This window comes from Actinoplanes sichuanensis (assembly GCF_033097365.1).
Classification (GTDB): domain Bacteria; phylum Actinomycetota; class Actinomycetes; order Mycobacteriales; family Micromonosporaceae; genus Actinoplanes; species Actinoplanes sichuanensis.
In genome coordinates this window covers 1460963-1478049 of sequence record NZ_AP028461.1, presented here as the reverse complement: position 1 = coordinate 1478049, position 17087 = coordinate 1460963, and the positions used below count along the sequence as shown (strand labels likewise).

The following is a 17087-nucleotide window of genomic DNA, read 5'->3' as shown; positions in this document are numbered from 1 at the left end:
CGGCGCGGCGCAGACGGGCCGCCCGGGTGACGCGGCGCGGACGGGCGGCGCGGCATGCACGGGCGGCGCGGCGCGGCATACACGGGCGGCGCGGCGCGGCATACACGGGCGGCGCGGCGCGGCATACACGGGTGAACCCCCGGCCGCGGGACGAGCAGCCGGGGGTTCAGCGGGGGACGGTCAGGCGGTCACCGGGCGGCGGCCGACGGAGAGGACGTCGAGCAGCAGAGCGGCCAGGGCGACGACCCCGAGAAGGGCGAGCCCGAGGGCGTACGACTGGAACTCGCCGTAGATCACGCCCATCACCAGCGGCGGAATGAAGCCACCGAGACCACCCGCGGCGCCGACGACACCGGTGACCGCACCCACCTGGTTGGCCGGCGCGGTCTGCGCGACCAGGGCGAACGTGGCGCCACTGCCGGTGCCGAGCGCGGCCGCCATGGCGAGGAAGGCAATCGTGCCGACCGGCGCCAGGCCGGGGGTGAACGACTGCACGACCGCACCGAGGACGACCACACCGAGCGCGACGGCGAGGACCCGGCTGGCGGCGAACCGGTCGGCGAGCCAGCCACCGACGGGCCGCATGATCACGGCGAGGAGCACGAAGCCGGCCATCCGGTTGGCGGCGTCGGCCTGGGTGAGGCCGTAGGCGGTCTTCAGGTAGGCGGGCAGGTAGACGGAGAAGGCGACGTAGCCACCGAAGGCGACGGCGTACAGGGCGGACGCCTGCCAGGTGATCTTGAGTCGGAGAACCGCGGCGAGACGCTGCGCGAGCGGTGCGGTCGGCACCGGGCGCCCGGGCGCATCGCGGAGGACGAGCCAGGAGATCGCGGCGTATGCGGCCAGCACCCCCGCGGTGATCAGGAACGGGGTGGCGGTGCTACCGGCGTCGACCAGTTTGACCGTGGTGAGCGCGCTGATCGCGGTGCCGCCCATGCCGACGCCGAACACACCGACGGCGAACCCGCGCCGCTCCGGCGGGAACCAGGCGTTGACGAACGGGACACCGACCGCGAACGCGGTGCCGCCGATGCCCAGGAAGAACCCGCCGACCAGCAGCGACGTGAGCGCGTCGTGCCCGAACAGGCCCAGGTAGAGAACCGGCACGATGGTGATGAGTGAGATCAGCGGGAACATCACCCGGCCGCCGTAACGGTCGGTCAGCGCGCCGACCGGGATCCGTCCCACCGAGCCGACCACGACCGGCACGGCGACGAGCAGTGCCTGCTGGAACGGGGTCAGGTGCAGCGCCGCCTGAAACTTCGTGGCGAGCGGGCTGAGCAGTGCCCACGCCCAGAAGTTGACGGCGAACCCGACGGTCGCCAGGCCGAGCATCAGTCCGGCCCGGCCCGGCGTTCGGGTGGTCGGGGTCTGCGGTGAGCTCATGGTTCCACTCCATCGTCCGGCGGTGGCCCGGTCTGCGGGTCACCACCAGCCTCGCTGCCGGAGCGGCCCCGCGAACAGGGACGTTGGACCTGTCCGCGGGGTCCCCCGGTCCCGGTCCGAAGGAGCACACCGGGCGCCCGAGACGGCGGTGAGCACGGTTCCGGTTCCGGGTCGGCCGTCCCACGGATTGAGGAGCATCGACGGCCGTGTGACCATGACCTGCGGGGGCCGTCGCGAGAGGAGTCCTGGTGAGGAGGGTGTACTACCGCAGCTACGACGCCGAGATCAGCAGTGAGGCGTTCGTCCGGGAGACGGGCGGGGAACCCGAGACGTTCGCGATCGCCGACATCGGTGACGTGGCCATCAAGATCGTCGAACGCAACTGGTGGGAGCCGTGGCGGGCCAAGCAGGTCTGGGTGCTGTTGGCCCGTTACCGGGGACGTTCGGTGACCCTCTACGAGAGCCGGGAGCCACGCGTCTTCAACATGGTCACCCGGGCCCTGCAGAGGGCTCTCGAGGAGCGCCCCAGGCCGCCGCGCCCGGAGGACACCGGCGGCACCCCCTTCAGACCGTGGGGCTGACGACCGCCGGGCGCAAGACCGCAAGGCACAGGGCACAAGGCGGCAAGACCGCAGGGCGGCAAGACCGCAAGGCGCAAGACGGAAGACCGCGGGACCGAAGACCGCGGCGGAGGGCAAGCGCTACGAAGCGGGGCTGAGGACCGCGACGAGGAAGTCGGCGCCCGGGCTGGCGGGGCGAAGGTCCCAGGTGTCGAGCAGCAACGACGGGGTGAGACCGGCGGCTGTCGCGTCGGCCAGGAAGTCGTCGAACTCGTAGCCTCGGCCCGCCCCGAAACCGACCACCGCCCGGCCGCCCTCGGCCAGATGGATCCGGAACCGCCGCAGGATCTCGCCGCGGGTCGACGGCCCGGCGAACGCCATCACGTTGCCCGCGCAGACGATCACGTCGAACCGGTCCGGCAGGTCGAGCTCGCTGAGGTCACCCACCTGCCACGCCGCCCCCGGATGCTGCGACCGGGCCTCGGTGATCAGCTCGGGATCGAGATCGACGCCGGTGATCTGATGCCCGGCGGCGGCGAGGTGGCCGCCGACCCGCCCGGTGCCGCAGCCGGCGTCGAGGATCCGGGCGCCGCGCGGCACCATGGCGTCGATCAGCCGGGCCTCGCCGGCCAGGTCGTCGCCGCGGGCGGCCATCTGGCGGAACCGATCGATATACCACCGGGAGTGCCCCGGGTCGGCGGCGATCTTCTGCAGCCAGAGGTTGTCGGTGGTGCTCATGGTGCGGTTGCTACCTCTTCTATCCAGCCGAGTGCGGCGATGGCGGTGGGAAACCCGCAGGTGGTGACGGCGGCGAGGGCGACCGCCCGGACCTCGTCGAGACTGGCCCCGTGCTGCAGGGCCTTACGGACGTTGGACCGGACCGCGCCCTCCGCCTCGGCACCGACCGCGACGGCCAGTTTGACCAACCGGTCGGTGCGCTCGTCGAACGGGTTGCGCTCCCGGATGGTCCGGGCCAGGTTGCCCTGTGCCTCGGCCACCTCCGGGAAACGGTCGAGAAACTGCTGGTAGACGCTGGGAAGGTAGTCGTCGGTCATGGTCTCACCGTAGTCACGCGCCGAAGTCGACCTTCTCGGTTTCGACAGTCCCGGCGGTGCGGCCGGGTGCGGTCTGGAACTGCCAGTAGAGGTTGGTGTGGGCGATGACCTGCTCGGGGGCCGGTGCCCCGTACGCCGAAAGGTCCTCGGTGGTGTGCGCGTCGGAGACGAGCGTGACGTCATAGCCCCGGACGAGGCCGCCGTGCAGGGTGGAGCGGATGCACGCGTCGCTCTGGGCGCCGGTGACGATCAGCCGACCGATCCCGCGCTCGGCGAGCACCGACTCCAGGTCGGTGGCCTCGAACGAGTCGCCGTAGTGCTTGTGCACCACCGGCTCGCCGGCACGCTGGGTGAGCTCCGGAACATACTGCCAGGGGTCGCTGTCGCGGGGCAGATCCTCGGCGGAGTGCTGCACCCAGATCACCGGGACGTCCTCTCCGCGGGCCTTGTCCACCAGGGTGTTGATGTTGGCGATCACGTCGTCGCGTCGGGGTGTGCCGGCGACCACACCGACCTGGACGTCGATCACGAGCAGGGCGGTGCGGGGCCGATCAGTCAGCGTCGTCATGGTCCCCACCCTAGGACGAGGGTGTGACAACCTTCCGGACAGCCGCCGGAGCCGGTTGGGCCGCCGGGGCGGGCGTGCGGCGGCCGCGGTAGACGACGTACGGGCGCCACAGGTAGGCGAGCGGGGCCGACCACACGTGCACGAGCCGGGTGAACGGCCACAGCGCCAGGAACAGGAACCCGCCGATCGCGTGCGACTGGAACACCAGCGGGGCGTCGCTCATCAGGGCCGGGTCGGGCTGGAACCAGAAGATGCCACGGAACCAGACGGCGATCGTCTCCCGGTAGTCGTACCCGTCACCGAGCAGGTTGATCACCACGGTGCCGCTCATGCCGAGCACGACCATGGCGGCCAGTGCGGCGTACAAGATCTTGTCCATGGTCGTGGTGACCCGCCGGACCCGGCCGCTGACGAAGCGGCGGGCGATCAGCAACGCCAGGCCGACGACCAGCATGATGCCGGTGATCGTGCCGCCGGTGACCGACACCAGGTGGTAGGTGTGCTCGGAGACGCCCAGCGACGACGTCCACGAGGCCGGGACGAGCAGGCCCATCGCGTGCCCGCCGATCACTCCGAAGGCGCCGAGGTGGAAGAGCGGCGAGCCGAGCCGCAGCAGCCGGTTCTCCAGGAGCTGGCTGGTGTGGGTGGTCCAGCCGAACTGGTCGTGCCGCCACCGCCACACGTGCCCGACCACGAAGACGGTCAGGCAGGCGTAGGGCAGCACGATCCAGACAAGGGTGCTCATCTGCACACCTCCGCATAAGGAGCAAGATTGGGGCCGAGGCCCACCTCGTCGAGACCGACGGTCTCGACGGGCGGCCCGTCGAAGGCGAGAAAGGTCAGCGCGGCGAGATCTTCGTCGGTCAGTTGCGGCAGCTGGGCGCAGACCACATCCAAGATCAGCGCGTACGGCGTACGAGTGTCGTGCAATGCCGAACGCAGGAGCTCGATCCCCTGCCTGTGCTGGCGCAACGGTGCCTCCCCGTCGCCGGGCCCGACCGTGGCGGCGAACTCCAGCACGATCGGCAGCAGGTCGGGCAGTTCCCCGTCGGCCAGACGCAGTCCGTGCGCCCGGTACCGCTGTTTGAGCATGAGCAGCGCCATCCCGCGCTTACGGGTGTCGCCGTGCAGGTAGTAGGTGAGGTACAGCCCGGAGCGCCGGCGCAGGTCGAAGGTCTCCACGTAGTGCCGCTGCACCTCGGTCAGGGTGCCGCTGAGCAGCCACTCGACGAACCGCTCGAACTCGTCGACACCGGCCGCGGCGGCGCGCAGTTCGTCGCCGGCGTCGAGCAGTTCCCGATCGGGGTAGGTGAGCAGCAGGGAGGCCAGCTGGAAGAGGTGCGAGCGGTTCATCAGCGACTCCTTCTCGTGGCGATGCTGACCGCGACCGGGCCGCTGCCGCCCATCCCCGGGCCGCCCTCGCCGTCGAGCGAGCAGCCGCCGAGTTCCTCGAGCGCCGCGGCCTGACCGCGGTGTGCCGCCGGGATGACGTACCGCTCGTCGTACTTCGCGATGGCCAGCAGCCGGTACATGGCCTCGACCTGTTCGCCGGTCATGCCGATGCCGTCGAGCAACTCCTGGGCGACGGTGCCGTCCAGCGTGCGGGCCCGCATGTAGGCGCGCATCGCGGCCAGCTTCATCAGCACCCCGCCGGCCACCGCGGTGTCCCCGGCGGTGAACAGCGACGCCAGGTATTCGACGGGAATCCGCAGGTCGTCGATGGTGTGGAAGATGTCGTCGGCGTTCGTGTCGTCGCGTCCGGCGGCACCCGCGGCGTCCAGGACCGGCGACAGCGGCGGCACGTACCAGACCATCGGCAGCGTCCGGTACTCCGGGTGCAGCGGCAGCGCGATCCGGTACTCGCTGATCAGTCTCCACACCGGCGAGGCTTTGGCGGCCTCGATCCACTCCTCCGGGTGGCCGGCTTCGCGGGCGGCCCGCTGCACGTCCGGGTCGTACGGGTCGAGGAAGACGGCGCGCTGGGCGTCCAGCAGTTCCTCCTCGGGCACCGACGCGGCGGCGAGCACGGCGTCCTCGTCGTACCAGAGAATGCCCAGGTAGCGGAGGCGACCGACGCACGTCTCGCTGCAGATGGTGGGTTGTCCGGCCTCGATCCGCGGGAAGCAGAAGGTGCACTTCTCGGCCTTGCCGGTGGCGTGGTTGACGTAGACCTTCTTGTACGGGCACGCCGACACGCACATCCGCCAGCCGCGGCAGCGGTCCTGGTCGACCAGGACGATGCCGTCCTCCTCGCGTTTGTACATGGCGCCGGACGGACACGCCGAGACACACGCCGGGTTCAGGCAGTGCTCGCAGATCCGCGGCAGGTGGAACATGAAGGTCTTCTCGAACTCGAACTTGACCTTCTCGACCATGTTCTTGAAGTTCGGGTCGCTCTTACCCGAGTCACCGCCCAGCGAGTCCTCCCAGTTCGCGCCCCACTCGATCGACATGGGCTCACCGGTCAGCCTCGAATACGGCTGTTTGACCGGGGTGTCCTTGAGCCCGGCCGGCGCGTTGACCAGGATGTCCTTGTCGAAGGTGGCCGGCTCGTAGTAGTCGTCGATGGTCGGCAGGTCCGGGTTGGCGAAGATCCGGCTCAGCCGCTTGGCCCGACCCCCGCTGCGGAGAACCAGACGGCCCTTGCGGTCGAGTTTCCAGCCGCCCTTCCAGCGTTCCTGGTCCTCGTAATGTTTCGGGTAGCCGATGCCCGGCTTCGTCTCGACGTTGTTGAACCAGACGTACTCGGTGCCCTCACGATTGGTCCACGTCTGCTTGCAAGTGACCGAGCAGGTGTGGCAGCCGATGCACTTGTCCAGGTTCATCACCATGGCGACCTGCGCTCGAATGCGCATCAGTACTCCACCTCCTGCGTGCGGCGGCGGATCACGGTGATCTCGTCGCGCTGGCTGCCGATCGGGCCGTAGTAGTTGAAGGCGTAGGTGAGCTGGGCGTGTCCGCCGGCCAGGTGGGTCGGCTTGACCAGCAGCCGGGTCATCGAGTTGTGGTAGCCGCCCCGCCTACCGGACTTCTCAGCCTTGGGGACGTTCACCGTGCGCTCCGGCGAGTGGTACTGGAAGACGGTGCCCTCGGGCATCCGGTGGCTGACCACCGCGCGGGCCACGACGACGCCGTTGCGGTTGTGGGCCTCGATCCACTCGTTGTCGCGGACCCCGATCTTCTGGGCGTCCTGGACGCTCATCCAGATCACCGGACCGCCCCGGGACAGCGCCAGCATCAGCTCGTTGTCGTGGTACATCGAATGGATCGACCACTTGGCGTGCGGGGTCAGGAACCGTACCGTCACTCCGCCGTCGACCGCGTCGCCGGGCCTACCGAAGTGCCGGGCCATGTTGAGCGGCGGCCGGAAGGCCGGCAGTTGCTCGCCGAGTTCGGCCACCCAGTCGTGCTCGACGAAGAAGTGCTGGCGGCCGGTGATGGTGTGCCACGGCTTGAGGCGCTCGACGTTGATCGTGAACGGAGAGTAGCGTCGGCCGCCCTTCTCCGAGCCGGACCACTCCGGGCTGGTGAAGACCGGCTGCGGCGCCTGCTGGGTCTCCTCGAAGGTGACCCGGTCCTTCTCGTGCCCCTCGATCAGGTCGGTGAACCTCTGACCGGTGCGCTTCTCCAGCTCCTTGAAGCCTTCGTGGGCGATCCGGCCGTTGGTGGTCCCGGAGAAGGCCAGAATCGCCTCACACATCCGGTCGGCCGTGGCCAGCGACGGGCGGCCGTCGATGACGCCGTTCTGGTGCTTCAGGTAGGCGATCTCGTCGGTGACGTCGACGGTGATGGCCTTGGTGGTCGTGCCCAGCTTGTCGAGCAGCGGGCCGACCGTACGCATCTTCCGGCCGATCAGGGTGTAGTCGCGTTCGATCTCGATCAGCTTCGGCAGGGTCCTGCCGGGGACCGGCTCGCACTCGCCGAACTTCCAGTCGCGGACCCGGCCGCCGGGCATGGCCAGTTCGTCCGGGGTGTCGTGCTGCAGCGGCGCGGCCAGCACGTCGGTCCGGGTGCCGAGATGGGTCTCGGCGAGCTCGCTGACCTTGTCGGCCAGGGCCAGGAACGTGTCGTAGTCGGTGTGCGCGTCGCCGGGCGGTTCCACGGCCGGGCTGAACGCGTGCACGAACGGGTGCATGTCGGTGGTCGAGATGTCGTGCTTCTCGTACCAGGTGGCGGCCGGCAGGACCAGGTCGGAGTGCAGACCGGTGTTGGTCATCCGGAAGTCCATCGTGGTCAGCAGGTCGAGCTTGCCGACCGGGGCGTCGTCGCGCCACGTGACGTCGCGGGGACGCTGGCCGGGCTCGCACTCGGCGGCGGTCTTCGAGGAGTCGACCCCCAGCAGGTGATGCATGAAGTACTCGTTGCCCTTGCCCGAGGAGCCGAGCAGGTTGGCCCGCCACAGGGTCAGGCAGCGCGGGAAGTTGGCCGGGTCGTCCGGGTCCTCGGCGACCGGTTTCAGGTTTCCGGCCTGGAGTTCGCGGACGATGTACTCCTGGGTTCCGATACCCTCCGCCCGCGCGGAGTCCGAGATGTCCAGTGGGTTGCGGTTGAAGAACGGGTGGCCCGGGCTCCAGCCCATCCGCTGCGCGGCCGCCACCGTGTCGGCGAACGCCATCCCGGCGAACCGGCCGGTGCCCAGCGGGGACGCCAGCTCGTCGGCCGGGACGCGCTCGTAGCGCCACTGGTCGGTGTGCAGATACCAGAACGGCGTCGACGCCTGGTGCCGCATCGGGCGCTGCCAGTCGAAGGCGAAGCTCATGTGCTGCTGGCCGGTGACCGGGCGGGCCTTCTCCTGGCCGACGTAGTGCGCCCAGCCGCCGCCGTTCACACCCTGGCAGCCGGTCAGCGTGACCAGCGAGATGAACGCGCGATAGGTCATGTCGGAGTGGAACCACTGGTTGGCGCCGGCACCGAGGACGATCATCGAGCGGCCGTTGCTGCGCTCGGCGTTGCGGGCGAACTCGCGGCCGATCCGGGCCGCCAGCTTCGCGTCGACGCCGGTGATGCGCTCCTGCCAGGCCGGGGTGTTCGGGGACTCGGCGTCGTCGTAGCCGGTCGGCCATTCGCCGGGTAGGTCGCCGCGCTTCACCCCGTACGTCGCCATGATCAGGTCGAAGACCGTGGTGACGAGATGCTCGCCGACCCGGCGCACCGGGACTCCGCGGCGGATCGTGGTGCCGCCCTCGGTGTCGCCGATGTCGAACCGGGCCAGCTCGATCTCGACGGCTTCGTCGGACTTCACGCCGATCTCCGGAACGACCTCACCGAGATCGAGGTTCCACCTGCCGGGCTCGCCGTAGCGGTAGCCCAGAGAGCCGTTCGGCGTGATCAACTCGCCGGAACGCGAGTCGATCAAGACGGTCTTGTGCTCGCCGTCCGCTTCGCCGAGATCCGCGGCGGTGAGGAACCGGTCGGCCTTGCCGTCCACGATCGTCACCAGGAACGGCAGGTCGGTGTATTTACGGACATAGTCGAGGAAGTACGGGACCTCGCGGTCGCGGAAGAACTCGGTCAGGATCACGTGGCCCATCGCCATCGCGAGCGCGCCGTCGGTGCCCGGGTGCGGGGCCAGCCAGTCGTCGGCGAACTTCACATTGTCCGCGTAGTCCGGGCTCACCGCGACGACCTTGGTGCCCTTGTACCGGGCCTCGGCCAGGAAGTGCGCGTCCGGCGTACGCGTGACCGGGATGTTGGAGCCCCACATCATCAGGTAGGTCGAGTTCCACCAGTCGCCCGCCTCGGGCACGTCGGTCTGGTCACCCCAGATCTGCGGGGACGCGATCGGCAGGTCGGCATACCAGTCGTAGAAGCTGAGCAGGGTGCCGCCGAGCAGCGCGTGATAGCGGGTGCCGGCCGCGAACGACGCCATCGACATCGCCGGGATCGGCGAGAAACCGACGACACGGTCCGGGCCGTACGTCTTCACGGTGTAGACGTGCGCGGCCGCCATCAGCTCGATCGCCTCGTCCCAGGACGCCCGCACGAACCCGCCGCGCCCGCGCTGCGCCTTGTAGGCCTGCGCTTTCAGCGGCGTCTCGACGATCTCCGCCCACGCGGCGACCGGGTCGCCGAGACGCTGCCGCGCCTCACGGAACATCTCGGCGAGGACACCACGGAGGTACGGGTGACGCACGCGCGAGGGCGAGTATTCGTACCAGGAGAAGCTCGCCCCACGCGGACAGCCCCGAGGTTCGTAGTCCGGCGAGTCGGGCCCGGTGGTCGGGTAGTCGGTGGCCTGGTGCTCCCAGGTGATCAGCCCGTCCTTGACGAACACGTTCCACGAGCAGGAGCCGGTGCAGTTGACACCGTGGGTCGACCGGACGACCTTGTCGTAGCGCCAGCGGTCGCGGTAGAAGGCGTCCCACTCGCTGTTGTCGACCCGGTGCAGGGTGCGCCCGTGATCGCCGACCGTCTCGCGGGTGAGGAAGCGGCGTGCGCCCAGCAGCGGGGCGGTTCCGGGGTCCAGTGACACGGTGGTTTCCTTAGCCGGCTCGACTGTCGGCCGAGCGGCTGCCCGACGTGCTTCAAGGCTGTCCGATCACGTGCCGACCCGCCTGAGCCGGCGGGCCCGCTCTACCCGGGACTAAAGTCCCGCCCTGTTGTCCGCCGCCCGTCGGGTCTCGCCCTCCGGCTCCTGCCCTATGGCTCTCGCCCTCTGGCTCCCGCCCCTCGGTTCCTGCATATTTTCGTTATGAGCAGCAGTCCGGCACTCGCCGAGGTGGCACGGCTGGCCGGGGTGTCCGTCGCGACCGCGTCCCGTGTGCTGTCCGGGCGAGGTCCGGCCTCCGCCGCCAGCCGCGACGCCGTCCGCCGGGCCGCCGCCGACCTCGGGTACGTGCCGCATCCGGTGGCCAGCCGCCTGGCCCGGGGCGTCGGAACACGCCTGCTGTTCGCGGTCCGGGACCGTCGCGCCGACGTCCTGTCCGACCCGTTCGTCACCAGGGCGACCGCCGCGATGGCCGCCGCCACCGAACCGGCCGGGCTCGGCGTCTCCCTGCGTCACCTGCCCCTGAACGCGGCCGCCGAACTGGACCGAATCGCCGCCGACCGCAGCATCGCCGCCGTGGTGATGGCCGGACACGACTCCCTCGACGGCATACCGGCCCGGCTGCGCGGCCGGTTCGCCGCGATCGGCGCCGACGGGCTGGATGTGGACAGCACCGGCGGGATCGGCGCCCTGCTCCGGCACCTGCACGCCGGCGGCCGGCGGCGGATCGCCCTGGTCGGTGGCCCGTCGTGGCTGGCCGCCGCACGGGCACCGCTGGCGGCCTACACCGCACTGATGTCCGCGGCCGGCCTGCCGAGCCGGGTGGTCGCCGGTGACTTCACCGCCGCCCGGGGCCGTGCCGCCGCCCGAACCGTTCTCCGCCGCTGGCCGGACACCGACGCGATCGCCACGGTCAGCGACGCCACCGCCGTCGGCGTGCTGCAGACCCTGACCGAGGCCGGCATCCGCGTCCCACACGACATCGCCGTCACCGGTTTCGACGACATCCCGGTCGCCGCCTGGACCCATCCGGCCCTGTCCACGGCGACCCATCCGGTGGAGCTGATCGCGGCCGCGGCGGCGGCCGCCGCCCTGGGCACCGCACCCCGGATCCGCCGGTTCCCCAGCCTTCCGGTCCTACGAGCCAGCGCCTGAGCCGCCGCCTCCTATCGATAGATCTGAACTAGTTCAGCGCCGATGCGGGCCAACTCGGCACGGACCTCGGAAGGGTCGAGCACTTCGACGGCCGCACCCCACCCGGAGAGCGTGCGGGCGATGTCGCGCGGTTCCGGAGCACCGACCCGGACCCGGGCACGCCCGTCGGGAAGCGTCTCCATCACCTCACAGTGCCGTCCGAAGTGGTCCCGGAGCACCCAGACGAACCGTTCCGCGATCAGCAGCGTCGCCCAGGTGCGAGCCCGCATCCCCTCGACCTCGCCGACGGTCTGCCCCCAGGAGGCATCCAGGTCGAAGTCCTCCGGTCGTTCGAACGTCTCCCCGGTCGCCGCGACCGCGGACATCCGGTCGACCCGAAAGGTCCGCTGCCCCTTCGCAGTCCCCGCGACCAGGTAGTACAGGTCACCCTTCTCGACCACACCCCACGGGTCGGCGATCCGCTCGCGTTCACCTCCGGCCGCCCGCCCACCGGCTTTCGCTCCCGGTTGCGCCTTCTGGTCGCCGCTGTTTCCGCGGGAGGGACTTCGGTAGGCGAAGCGAATCTGACGACGCCGGACCACCGCCTCCTGGAGCAGGGCCACCACCTCCGGTTGCGGTTTCTCCCGTTCGCCCCAGGCAGCCGGGTCGATCCGGGTGGCACCGGCGGCGGCCTCGGCCTCGATCCGGAACGGCGCGGGCAGCGCCCCGAGCAGTTTGCGCAGCGCCGCCTTCGCCTCGCCGGACACCGCCGTCGGCCCGACGAGCAGGAACAGCGCCCGCGCTTCGGCGGCCGACAGACCACTGAGGTCGGTCCGGGCACCACCGACCAGTGACCAACCACCGTGCCGGCCGGGCTGCGGATAGACCGGGACACCCGCCGTGGACAGGGCCTCGAGGTCACGGCGGGCGGTCGCGACCGACACTTCGAGTTCAGCGGCGACCTCGGCGGCGGTCACCCGCCCACGGGTCTGCATGAACAGAAGGGTGGCGACGAGCCGGTCCGCACGCATGTCGAAAGGTTCGCAGAAAAAGTGCTCAGGAGGTGAGCACTTAAGCCGGAAACATGGTCCTCGACAGCGACGAAAGGACATCGACATGCTCCGCGGACTCACCACGATCACGTTCTTCGCCGACGACATGGCCGCGGCCCGAAGCTGGTACACCCAGGTCTTCGAGTCCGAGCCGTATTTCATCCGCGACGTCGGCCCGGAAGCCGCCTACCTGGAATGGCGAACCGGCGACTACCAGCACGAATTCGGCTTGCTCAACACGAGGTTCGCCCCGCACCGGCCGACCGGCCGGCCGTCCGGAGCGATCGTCTACTGGGCGGTCGACGACGTCGAGGCCGCCTACGAACGCCTGCTGGCCCTCGGCGCCACCGAGCACGACAAGCCCGCCGAACGCGGCCCCGGCTTCACCACGGCGTCGGTCACCGACCCGTTCGGCAACCTCCTCGGCATCATGTACAACCAGCACTACCTGGACGTGCTCGCCGCACGCCACGGATAGAGCGCGGCATCACATGGCTGCGGTCGGCGGCGGCGTGGCCGTACCGGATGAGGGTTGCGGTGGAAGCGTTTCCACCGCATACCGTGCGGGCGTGCCCGAAATTCGCCTGTACCGGCCCGCCGACCGCGCCGCCGTTTATGACATCTGCGTCCGCACCGCCGACGCCGGCGACGACGCCCGTGGGCGGTATTCCAGCGACGACCTGATGGGCGACCTGTTCGCCGGACCTTACGCCCACCTGGACCCCCATTTGGCATTCGTGGTCGACGATGGCGGCGAGACCGTCGGCTACGTCGTGGGCACGGCCGACACCCCCGATTTCGTACGCCGTTACCGCGCCGAGTGGATTCCATTGGTCGGTGACCGCTATCCGGTACCGCCCGAGCCGCCACGAACCGCCGAACAGGACATGGTCGCCCTACATTTCAACCCCGAGCGCATGCTGGTCGACGGTTTGGACGGCTACCCCGCCCACCTGCACATCGACCTCCTACCCGCCTATCAGGGCCGCGGTTTCGGCCGCCGCCTGATCGACCGTTTCCTCAGCACGGTCGACGCACCCGGCGTCCATTTGGGCATGCTGACCGCGAACGTGAAAGCCAGAGGCTTCTACGACCGCCTGGGCTTCACCGTCCTTCCGGTTCCGGATCCCGGCCCGCTCACTTACCTGGGCATCAAGACCTCCCTCTAGTACCCCCACCGCCCTCCGATTCTCCGAGGCCGATTCCGCGAACCGGCCTCCAAACCACCCTGCCCTCAGCGCCCCGATCCGCCTCTGCGCATCCCCACCCCGGTTCACCGATCACCCGTCCCGCACCCGCACCTCGACCCGCACCCGACCCACCACTCGCCCCGCCCTGGCACGCAACCGCGCTTCGACCCGCGCCCGACCCACCGGTCGCTCATCCGGAGTCGTTCCACCGAGCGCGCTACATGGGGTCGTGCCTCCATCCGTCCCCATGACGAGGCCGGCCCATCGACCGCCCCGTCCCGGAAGGCGCACCGCAGGCTGCCCGGTCAGTCCGTCGGCTCACCGACCGCCCGCAGGAAGGCGGCCGTGATCGTCTCGATGGTCGGGAGTGCCCGGGCGGTCCCGGGGATCCGGGCGACGGTCGTGGTATCACGGATCGCGCTGAGAGCGACCAGCAGCGACTCCCGGAATCCCGGCCGCGTCGCATACCTCGGCAGCGCCTTCTCGGCGACCGCGACGACCCGGTCGGTGACGGCGACCAGCGTGGTGGCGGTCTTCTCGGCCGTGTCCGGGTGGGTGCGGCCGAGCACGAGCAACTCCGCGACGACCGCGAGCACCGGCGAACTGAAACTCTCCCACACCCGGCGCAGCAGCAACTCGGCCCGCCGTCGTTCGGTGGCTCCTTCAACGGGCCGGGACGCCTCGTCCAGCAGTCGTCCGGCAAGCCGGTTGATGGCCGCGTCGATGAGCGCGGCCTTGGTCGGAAAGTAGTGCTGCTGCAAGCCCTGACTGACACCGGCCCGCTGGGCCACACCCCGTGTCGTGGTCGCCGCGAACCCGCTGGTGGCGAGGCTTTCCAGAGTCGCGTCGAGAAGCGATTCGACCGCCTGCTCACGCCGTGCCGCTCGAACCCCACCGCTTGTCACCCCCGGATCCTAACTTTGCAGGTCAGCCGACTTCTCAAGTCATCTGACTTGGTTTAGCGTGGCAGCCGAACGGTCCAGCACCTGCCGGCCGCCCCAAGAACGATTCCTCCGACGGCCCGAATCCCCGCCGCTCTCCCGCACCGCCAGCAACAATGCGTCCCGCAGCGCCCACGACCACCGCAACATCCGCCGGAGGAGGAGCCGATGTCCGGAGCCGGGCTTGCCCGCCTGAGCACGATCTACCGCCAGGGGGTTCTTGGCCGACGGCCCGCCGTCCCGGCCGACTTCACCGAACTGGAGCGCCGCGCCTGCCGGGCCAGCAGCCCGCGGGCCTGGGCCTATGTGGCGGGTGGCGCCGGCGAGGGGCGGACCATGCGCCGTAACCGGGAAGCTTTCGACAGGTGGGCGATCGCACCGCGGATGGCCTCGGGCGCCGTGGACCGTGAGCTCACGGTGGACCTGTTCGGCACCCGCCACTCGTCTCCGCTGCTGCTCGCGCCGGTCGGGGCCGGTGCGCTGATGGCCGCCGACAGCGATCTGAAGATCGCCCGCGCCGCCGCGGCGACCGGAACCGCCTACGTCTTCTCCAATCAGGGCTGCAATCCGATGGAGGACTGCGCCGCGGCGATGGGCGACGCGGCCCGATGGTTCCAGCTCTACTGGAGCAAGGACGAGCAGCTCGTCGACAGCCTGATCGCCCGGGCCGAGGCGATCGGGGCGGGCGCGCTGGTCGTCACCCTGGACACCACCGTCCTCGGCTGGCGGCCGCAGGACCTCAACCTGGGCTCGTTGCCGTTCAGCCGGGGGCAGGGCATCGCCCAGTACACCTCGGATCCCCGGTTTCAGGAGATCGCCACCGAGCGGGCCGGGCAGCCGTCGCCGAAGCCGGAGGTCACGCTCGGTGCGATCCGCACGCTGCTGGCGATGACCCGCAATCATCCGGGCCGATTCTGGCCGAACCTGCGCTCGCCGCTGCCGAAGGCGTCGGTGGAGACGTTCCTAGACATCTACTCGAACCCCGGTCTGAGCTGGGATCATCTCGCCACGCTCCGGGACCGGACCCGCCTGCCGATCGTCCTCAAGGGCATCCTGCGCCCGGACGACGCCCGCCGCGCCTTCGACCTCGGCGCCGACGCGATCGTGGTGTCCAACCACGGTGGCCGCCAGATCGACAATGCCATCGCCTCCCTCGACGCGCTCGTGACCATCCGTTCCGAACTCGGCCCGGAGCCGACGGTGCTGTTGGACAGCGGCATCCGCACCGGCGCCGATGTCTTCACCGCGCTCGCCCTCGGTGCGAACGCCGTGCTCCTGGGCCGCCCCTACATGTACGGCCTGGCCATCGCCGGCCAGAGCGGCGTCGAGGACGTGATCCGCAACGTGATCGCCGAACTGGACCTGACGATGGCCCTGTCCGGCGCCCCGGACATCACCTCGATCACCCGCGACCTCCTGACACCCGCCTGAACCGCTTCCCGCAAACCCGCCACCAGCCCAAGACAGACGGGCGAGGACACGCTCCGCCGGCCCGGGTCAGGCGGCGGCGGCTGGTCGCTCGCCGCTGAGGGCGTCGGCTCGGCGAACCGTCCGGATGGTGCCGGCGCTCAACGCGACGAAGACGGCAAGCGCCACCGGAATCCACAGTGCCGTGGGCAACCCGACGGCTGTGGCGGCCGCCCCGATCGCGATCGGCCCGAGCAGGAACCCGACGTAGCCGATGCTCACGACTGTCGACAGCGCCCGCCCGGCACGGCTCGGGTCCACGGCCGCCGCCGCGGAGAAGAACTGCGGCGCGACACATGACACCCCGAGCCCCAGCAGCCCGAACCCGGCGACTCCGGCCAGCGGATGATCGATCAGCAGGCCGGCGCCGAGGCCCACCGCGGCGATCAGGCCGCTGGCCCGGATCAGCGTCACCGAACCGAACCGCCCGGCGACCCGGTCACCCACCAGGCGCCCGGCGGTCATCATGATCGCGAAGGCCGCGTAGCCATACGCCGCGAACCCCTCCGAGGTGCCCAGCTCGTCACGGAGGTAGACCGCGCTCCAGTCGGCGGCGGCGCCCTCGCCGACCAGCGTGCAGAGGACCACGACCCCGAAGAAGATCAGCAACGACCGGCGACCGGCCGAGCTCCGATCATCGGAGTCGGTCATGGCCGCGGCGGCCGGCGACGACCTGAGCACCCATCGCGACGCCACAGCGGCCAGTGCCACCGCGACGAGACCCACGCTGATCAAGGTCGTCGCGACGCTGAGCCCGGCATGCGCGAACAGGCTGCCGACGATGGCTCCGAAGAACCCGCCGATGCTGTAGAGCGCATGGAACGACGCCATGATCGGCCGCCGGTGTGCCCGCTCGACCTCGGCCGCGTTGGCGTTCATCGCGATGTTCAGCGTGCCGTGCACGGCCCCGAAGACGAACAGCGCCACACCCAGCTCCACCAGCCCACCGGCGAGCGCCGGTGGGATGAGCAGCACGCCCTCCAGTAGGGCGGCTGGGACGAGCACTCGTGAGCTGCCGAAACGGTCGGTCAGGCGACCGATCAGCGCCATCCCGGTGATGCATCCGGCAGCGAAGGCGAGCAGCGCGATGCTGAGCCGGCCGTCGGTCAGGCCCAGGTTCTCCTTGACCGCCGGGATACGCGCCGTCCACACCCCGAGCGCGGCACCGAACATCAGGAAGACGAGGGAGGTGGCGATCCGGCCACGGCGCGCGGGGTCCATGCCGGGCACATTAGACGGACCCTCTG

Annotated in this window: 16 protein-coding genes; 5 read left to right on the top strand and 11 right to left on the bottom strand. The window is 70.3% G+C overall.

Annotated features, from left to right (window positions below; translation table 11 throughout):
* Positions 1-180: 180 nt before the first annotated feature.
* Positions 181-1386: an MFS transporter gene (locus tag Q0Z83_RS06455; protein WP_317792873.1), complete on the bottom strand. Its 1206-nt coding sequence runs from the start codon at positions 1384-1386 to the stop codon at positions 181-183.
* Positions 1387-1634: 248 nt separating this feature from the next.
* On the opposite strand from Q0Z83_RS06455, the gene Q0Z83_RS06450 reads away from it, so the two are divergent.
* Positions 1635-1967, top strand: a complete 333-nt coding sequence (locus Q0Z83_RS06450; protein WP_317792872.1) for a DUF6232 family protein — start codon at positions 1635-1637, stop codon at positions 1965-1967.
* 120 nt (positions 1968-2087) lie between these two features.
* On the opposite strand, the gene Q0Z83_RS06445 is transcribed toward Q0Z83_RS06450, so the two are convergent.
* Genes Q0Z83_RS06445 through Q0Z83_RS06415 form a run of 7 tightly spaced genes read right to left on the bottom strand, consistent with a single transcriptional unit; the run spans position 2088 to position 10014 of the window.
* Positions 2088-2684, bottom strand: coding sequence for a class I SAM-dependent methyltransferase (locus tag Q0Z83_RS06445; RefSeq protein ID WP_317792871.1), 597 nt, complete (start codon positions 2682-2684; stop codon positions 2088-2090).
* Positions 2681-3001, bottom strand: coding sequence for a carboxymuconolactone decarboxylase family protein (locus Q0Z83_RS06440; protein WP_317792870.1), 321 nt, complete (start codon positions 2999-3001; stop codon positions 2681-2683). Before Q0Z83_RS06440 ends, Q0Z83_RS06445 begins: the two co-directional genes overlap by 4 nt.
* Before the next feature lie 13 nt (positions 3002-3014).
* Positions 3015-3569, bottom strand: coding sequence for an isochorismatase family protein (locus Q0Z83_RS06435; protein WP_317792869.1), 555 nt, complete (start codon positions 3567-3569; stop codon positions 3015-3017).
* A 10-nt stretch (positions 3570-3579) separates the two neighbouring features.
* Entirely contained in the window at positions 3580-4314 is a 735-nt protein-coding gene (gene narI / locus Q0Z83_RS06430; protein WP_317792868.1) for a respiratory nitrate reductase subunit gamma, read from the bottom strand.
* Entirely contained in the window at positions 4311-4922 is a 612-nt protein-coding gene (gene narJ / locus Q0Z83_RS06425) for a nitrate reductase molybdenum cofactor assembly chaperone (protein WP_317792867.1), read from the bottom strand. Before narJ ends, narI begins: the two co-directional genes overlap by 4 nt.
* Positions 4922-6424: a nitrate reductase subunit beta gene (gene narH / locus Q0Z83_RS06420; RefSeq protein ID WP_317792866.1), complete on the bottom strand. Its 1503-nt coding sequence runs from the start codon at positions 6422-6424 to the stop codon at positions 4922-4924. Before narH ends, narJ begins: the two co-directional genes overlap by 1 nt.
* Positions 6424-10014, bottom strand: a complete 3591-nt coding sequence (locus tag Q0Z83_RS06415) for a nitrate reductase subunit alpha (RefSeq protein WP_317797040.1) — start codon at positions 10012-10014, stop codon at positions 6424-6426. Before Q0Z83_RS06415 ends, narH begins: the two co-directional genes overlap by 1 nt.
* A 246-nt stretch (positions 10015-10260) precedes the next feature.
* Here Q0Z83_RS06415 and Q0Z83_RS06410 point away from each other — a divergent pair, with 246 nt between their 5' ends.
* On the top strand, positions 10261-11211 hold the full coding sequence (locus Q0Z83_RS06410; RefSeq protein WP_317792865.1) for a LacI family DNA-binding transcriptional regulator: 951 nt from the start codon (positions 10261-10263) through the stop codon (positions 11209-11211).
* An 11-nt stretch (positions 11212-11222) separates the two neighbouring features.
* Here Q0Z83_RS06410 and Q0Z83_RS06405 read toward each other — a convergent pair whose 3' ends face one another.
* The gene (locus Q0Z83_RS06405) at positions 11223-12221 is read right to left on the bottom strand and encodes a helix-turn-helix transcriptional regulator (protein WP_317792864.1); all 999 of its coding nucleotides are present in this window, start codon (positions 12219-12221) and stop codon (positions 11223-11225) included.
* An 85-nt stretch (positions 12222-12306) separates the two neighbouring features.
* Between Q0Z83_RS06405 and Q0Z83_RS06400 the strand changes: the two genes are divergently transcribed.
* Both Q0Z83_RS06400 and Q0Z83_RS06395 read left to right on the top strand, forming a co-directional pair.
* Positions 12307-12720 carry a VOC family protein gene (locus tag Q0Z83_RS06400; RefSeq protein ID WP_317792863.1) on the top strand — a complete coding sequence of 138 codons (414 nt, stop codon included), beginning with the start codon at positions 12307-12309 and terminating at the stop codon, positions 12718-12720.
* Between the two features lie 13 nt (positions 12721-12733).
* Positions 12734-13411, top strand: coding sequence for a GNAT family N-acetyltransferase (locus Q0Z83_RS06395; RefSeq protein ID WP_317792862.1), 678 nt, complete (start codon positions 12734-12736; stop codon positions 13409-13411).
* A 326-nt stretch (positions 13412-13737) separates the two neighbouring features.
* Here the strand turns inward: Q0Z83_RS06395 and Q0Z83_RS06390 are convergent, their stop codons facing one another.
* Positions 13738-14337 (bottom strand): TetR/AcrR family transcriptional regulator, encoded by a 600-nt coding sequence (locus Q0Z83_RS06390; RefSeq protein WP_317792861.1) that lies wholly within the window; start codon positions 14335-14337, stop codon positions 13738-13740.
* 204 nt (positions 14338-14541) lie between these two features.
* Here Q0Z83_RS06390 and Q0Z83_RS06385 point away from each other — a divergent pair, with 204 nt between their 5' ends.
* On the top strand, positions 14542-15804 hold the full coding sequence (locus Q0Z83_RS06385) for an alpha-hydroxy-acid oxidizing protein (RefSeq protein WP_317792860.1): 1263 nt from the start codon (positions 14542-14544) through the stop codon (positions 15802-15804).
* Positions 15805-15870: 66 nt separating this feature from the next.
* On the opposite strand, the gene Q0Z83_RS06380 is transcribed toward Q0Z83_RS06385, so the two are convergent.
* Complete coding sequence (locus Q0Z83_RS06380) at positions 15871-17061, bottom strand: MFS transporter (protein WP_317792859.1); 1191 nt, start codon at positions 17059-17061, stop codon at positions 15871-15873.
* Positions 17062-17087 lie beyond the last annotated feature (26 nt).

Bases quoted from the DNA above. Each gene is read 5' to 3' on its own strand.
- Q0Z83_RS06455 (WP_317792873.1), bottom strand. From the start codon at position 1,386: ATGAGCTCACCGCAGACCCCGACCACCCGAACGCCGGGCCGGGCCGGA.
- Q0Z83_RS06445 (WP_317792871.1), bottom strand. From the start codon at position 2,684: ATGAGCACCACCGACAACCTCTGGCTGCAGAAGATCGCCGCCGACCCG.
- Q0Z83_RS06440 (WP_317792870.1), bottom strand. From the start codon at position 3,001: ATGACCGACGACTACCTTCCCAGCGTCTACCAGCAGTTTCTCGACCGT.
- Q0Z83_RS06435 (WP_317792869.1), bottom strand. From the start codon at position 3,569: ATGACGACGCTGACTGATCGGCCCCGCACCGCCCTGCTCGTGATCGAC.
- narI (WP_317792868.1), bottom strand. From the start codon at position 4,314: ATGAGCACCCTTGTCTGGATCGTGCTGCCCTACGCCTGCCTGACCGTC.
- narJ (WP_317792867.1), bottom strand. From the start codon at position 4,922: ATGAACCGCTCGCACCTCTTCCAGCTGGCCTCCCTGCTGCTCACCTAC.
- narH (WP_317792866.1), bottom strand. From the start codon at position 6,424: ATGCGCATTCGAGCGCAGGTCGCCATGGTGATGAACCTGGACAAGTGC.
- Q0Z83_RS06410 (WP_317792865.1), top strand. From the start codon at position 10,261: ATGAGCAGCAGTCCGGCACTCGCCGAGGTGGCACGGCTGGCCGGGGTG.
- Q0Z83_RS06405 (WP_317792864.1), bottom strand. From the start codon at position 12,221: ATGCGTGCGGACCGGCTCGTCGCCACCCTTCTGTTCATGCAGACCCGT.
- Q0Z83_RS06400 (WP_317792863.1), top strand. From the start codon at position 12,307: ATGCTCCGCGGACTCACCACGATCACGTTCTTCGCCGACGACATGGCC.
- Q0Z83_RS06395 (WP_317792862.1), top strand. From the start codon at position 12,734: ATGGCTGCGGTCGGCGGCGGCGTGGCCGTACCGGATGAGGGTTGCGGT.
- Q0Z83_RS06385 (WP_317792860.1), top strand. From the start codon at position 14,542: ATGTCCGGAGCCGGGCTTGCCCGCCTGAGCACGATCTACCGCCAGGGG.
- Q0Z83_RS06380 (WP_317792859.1), bottom strand. From the start codon at position 17,061: ATGGACCCCGCGCGCCGTGGCCGGATCGCCACCTCCCTCGTCTTCCTG.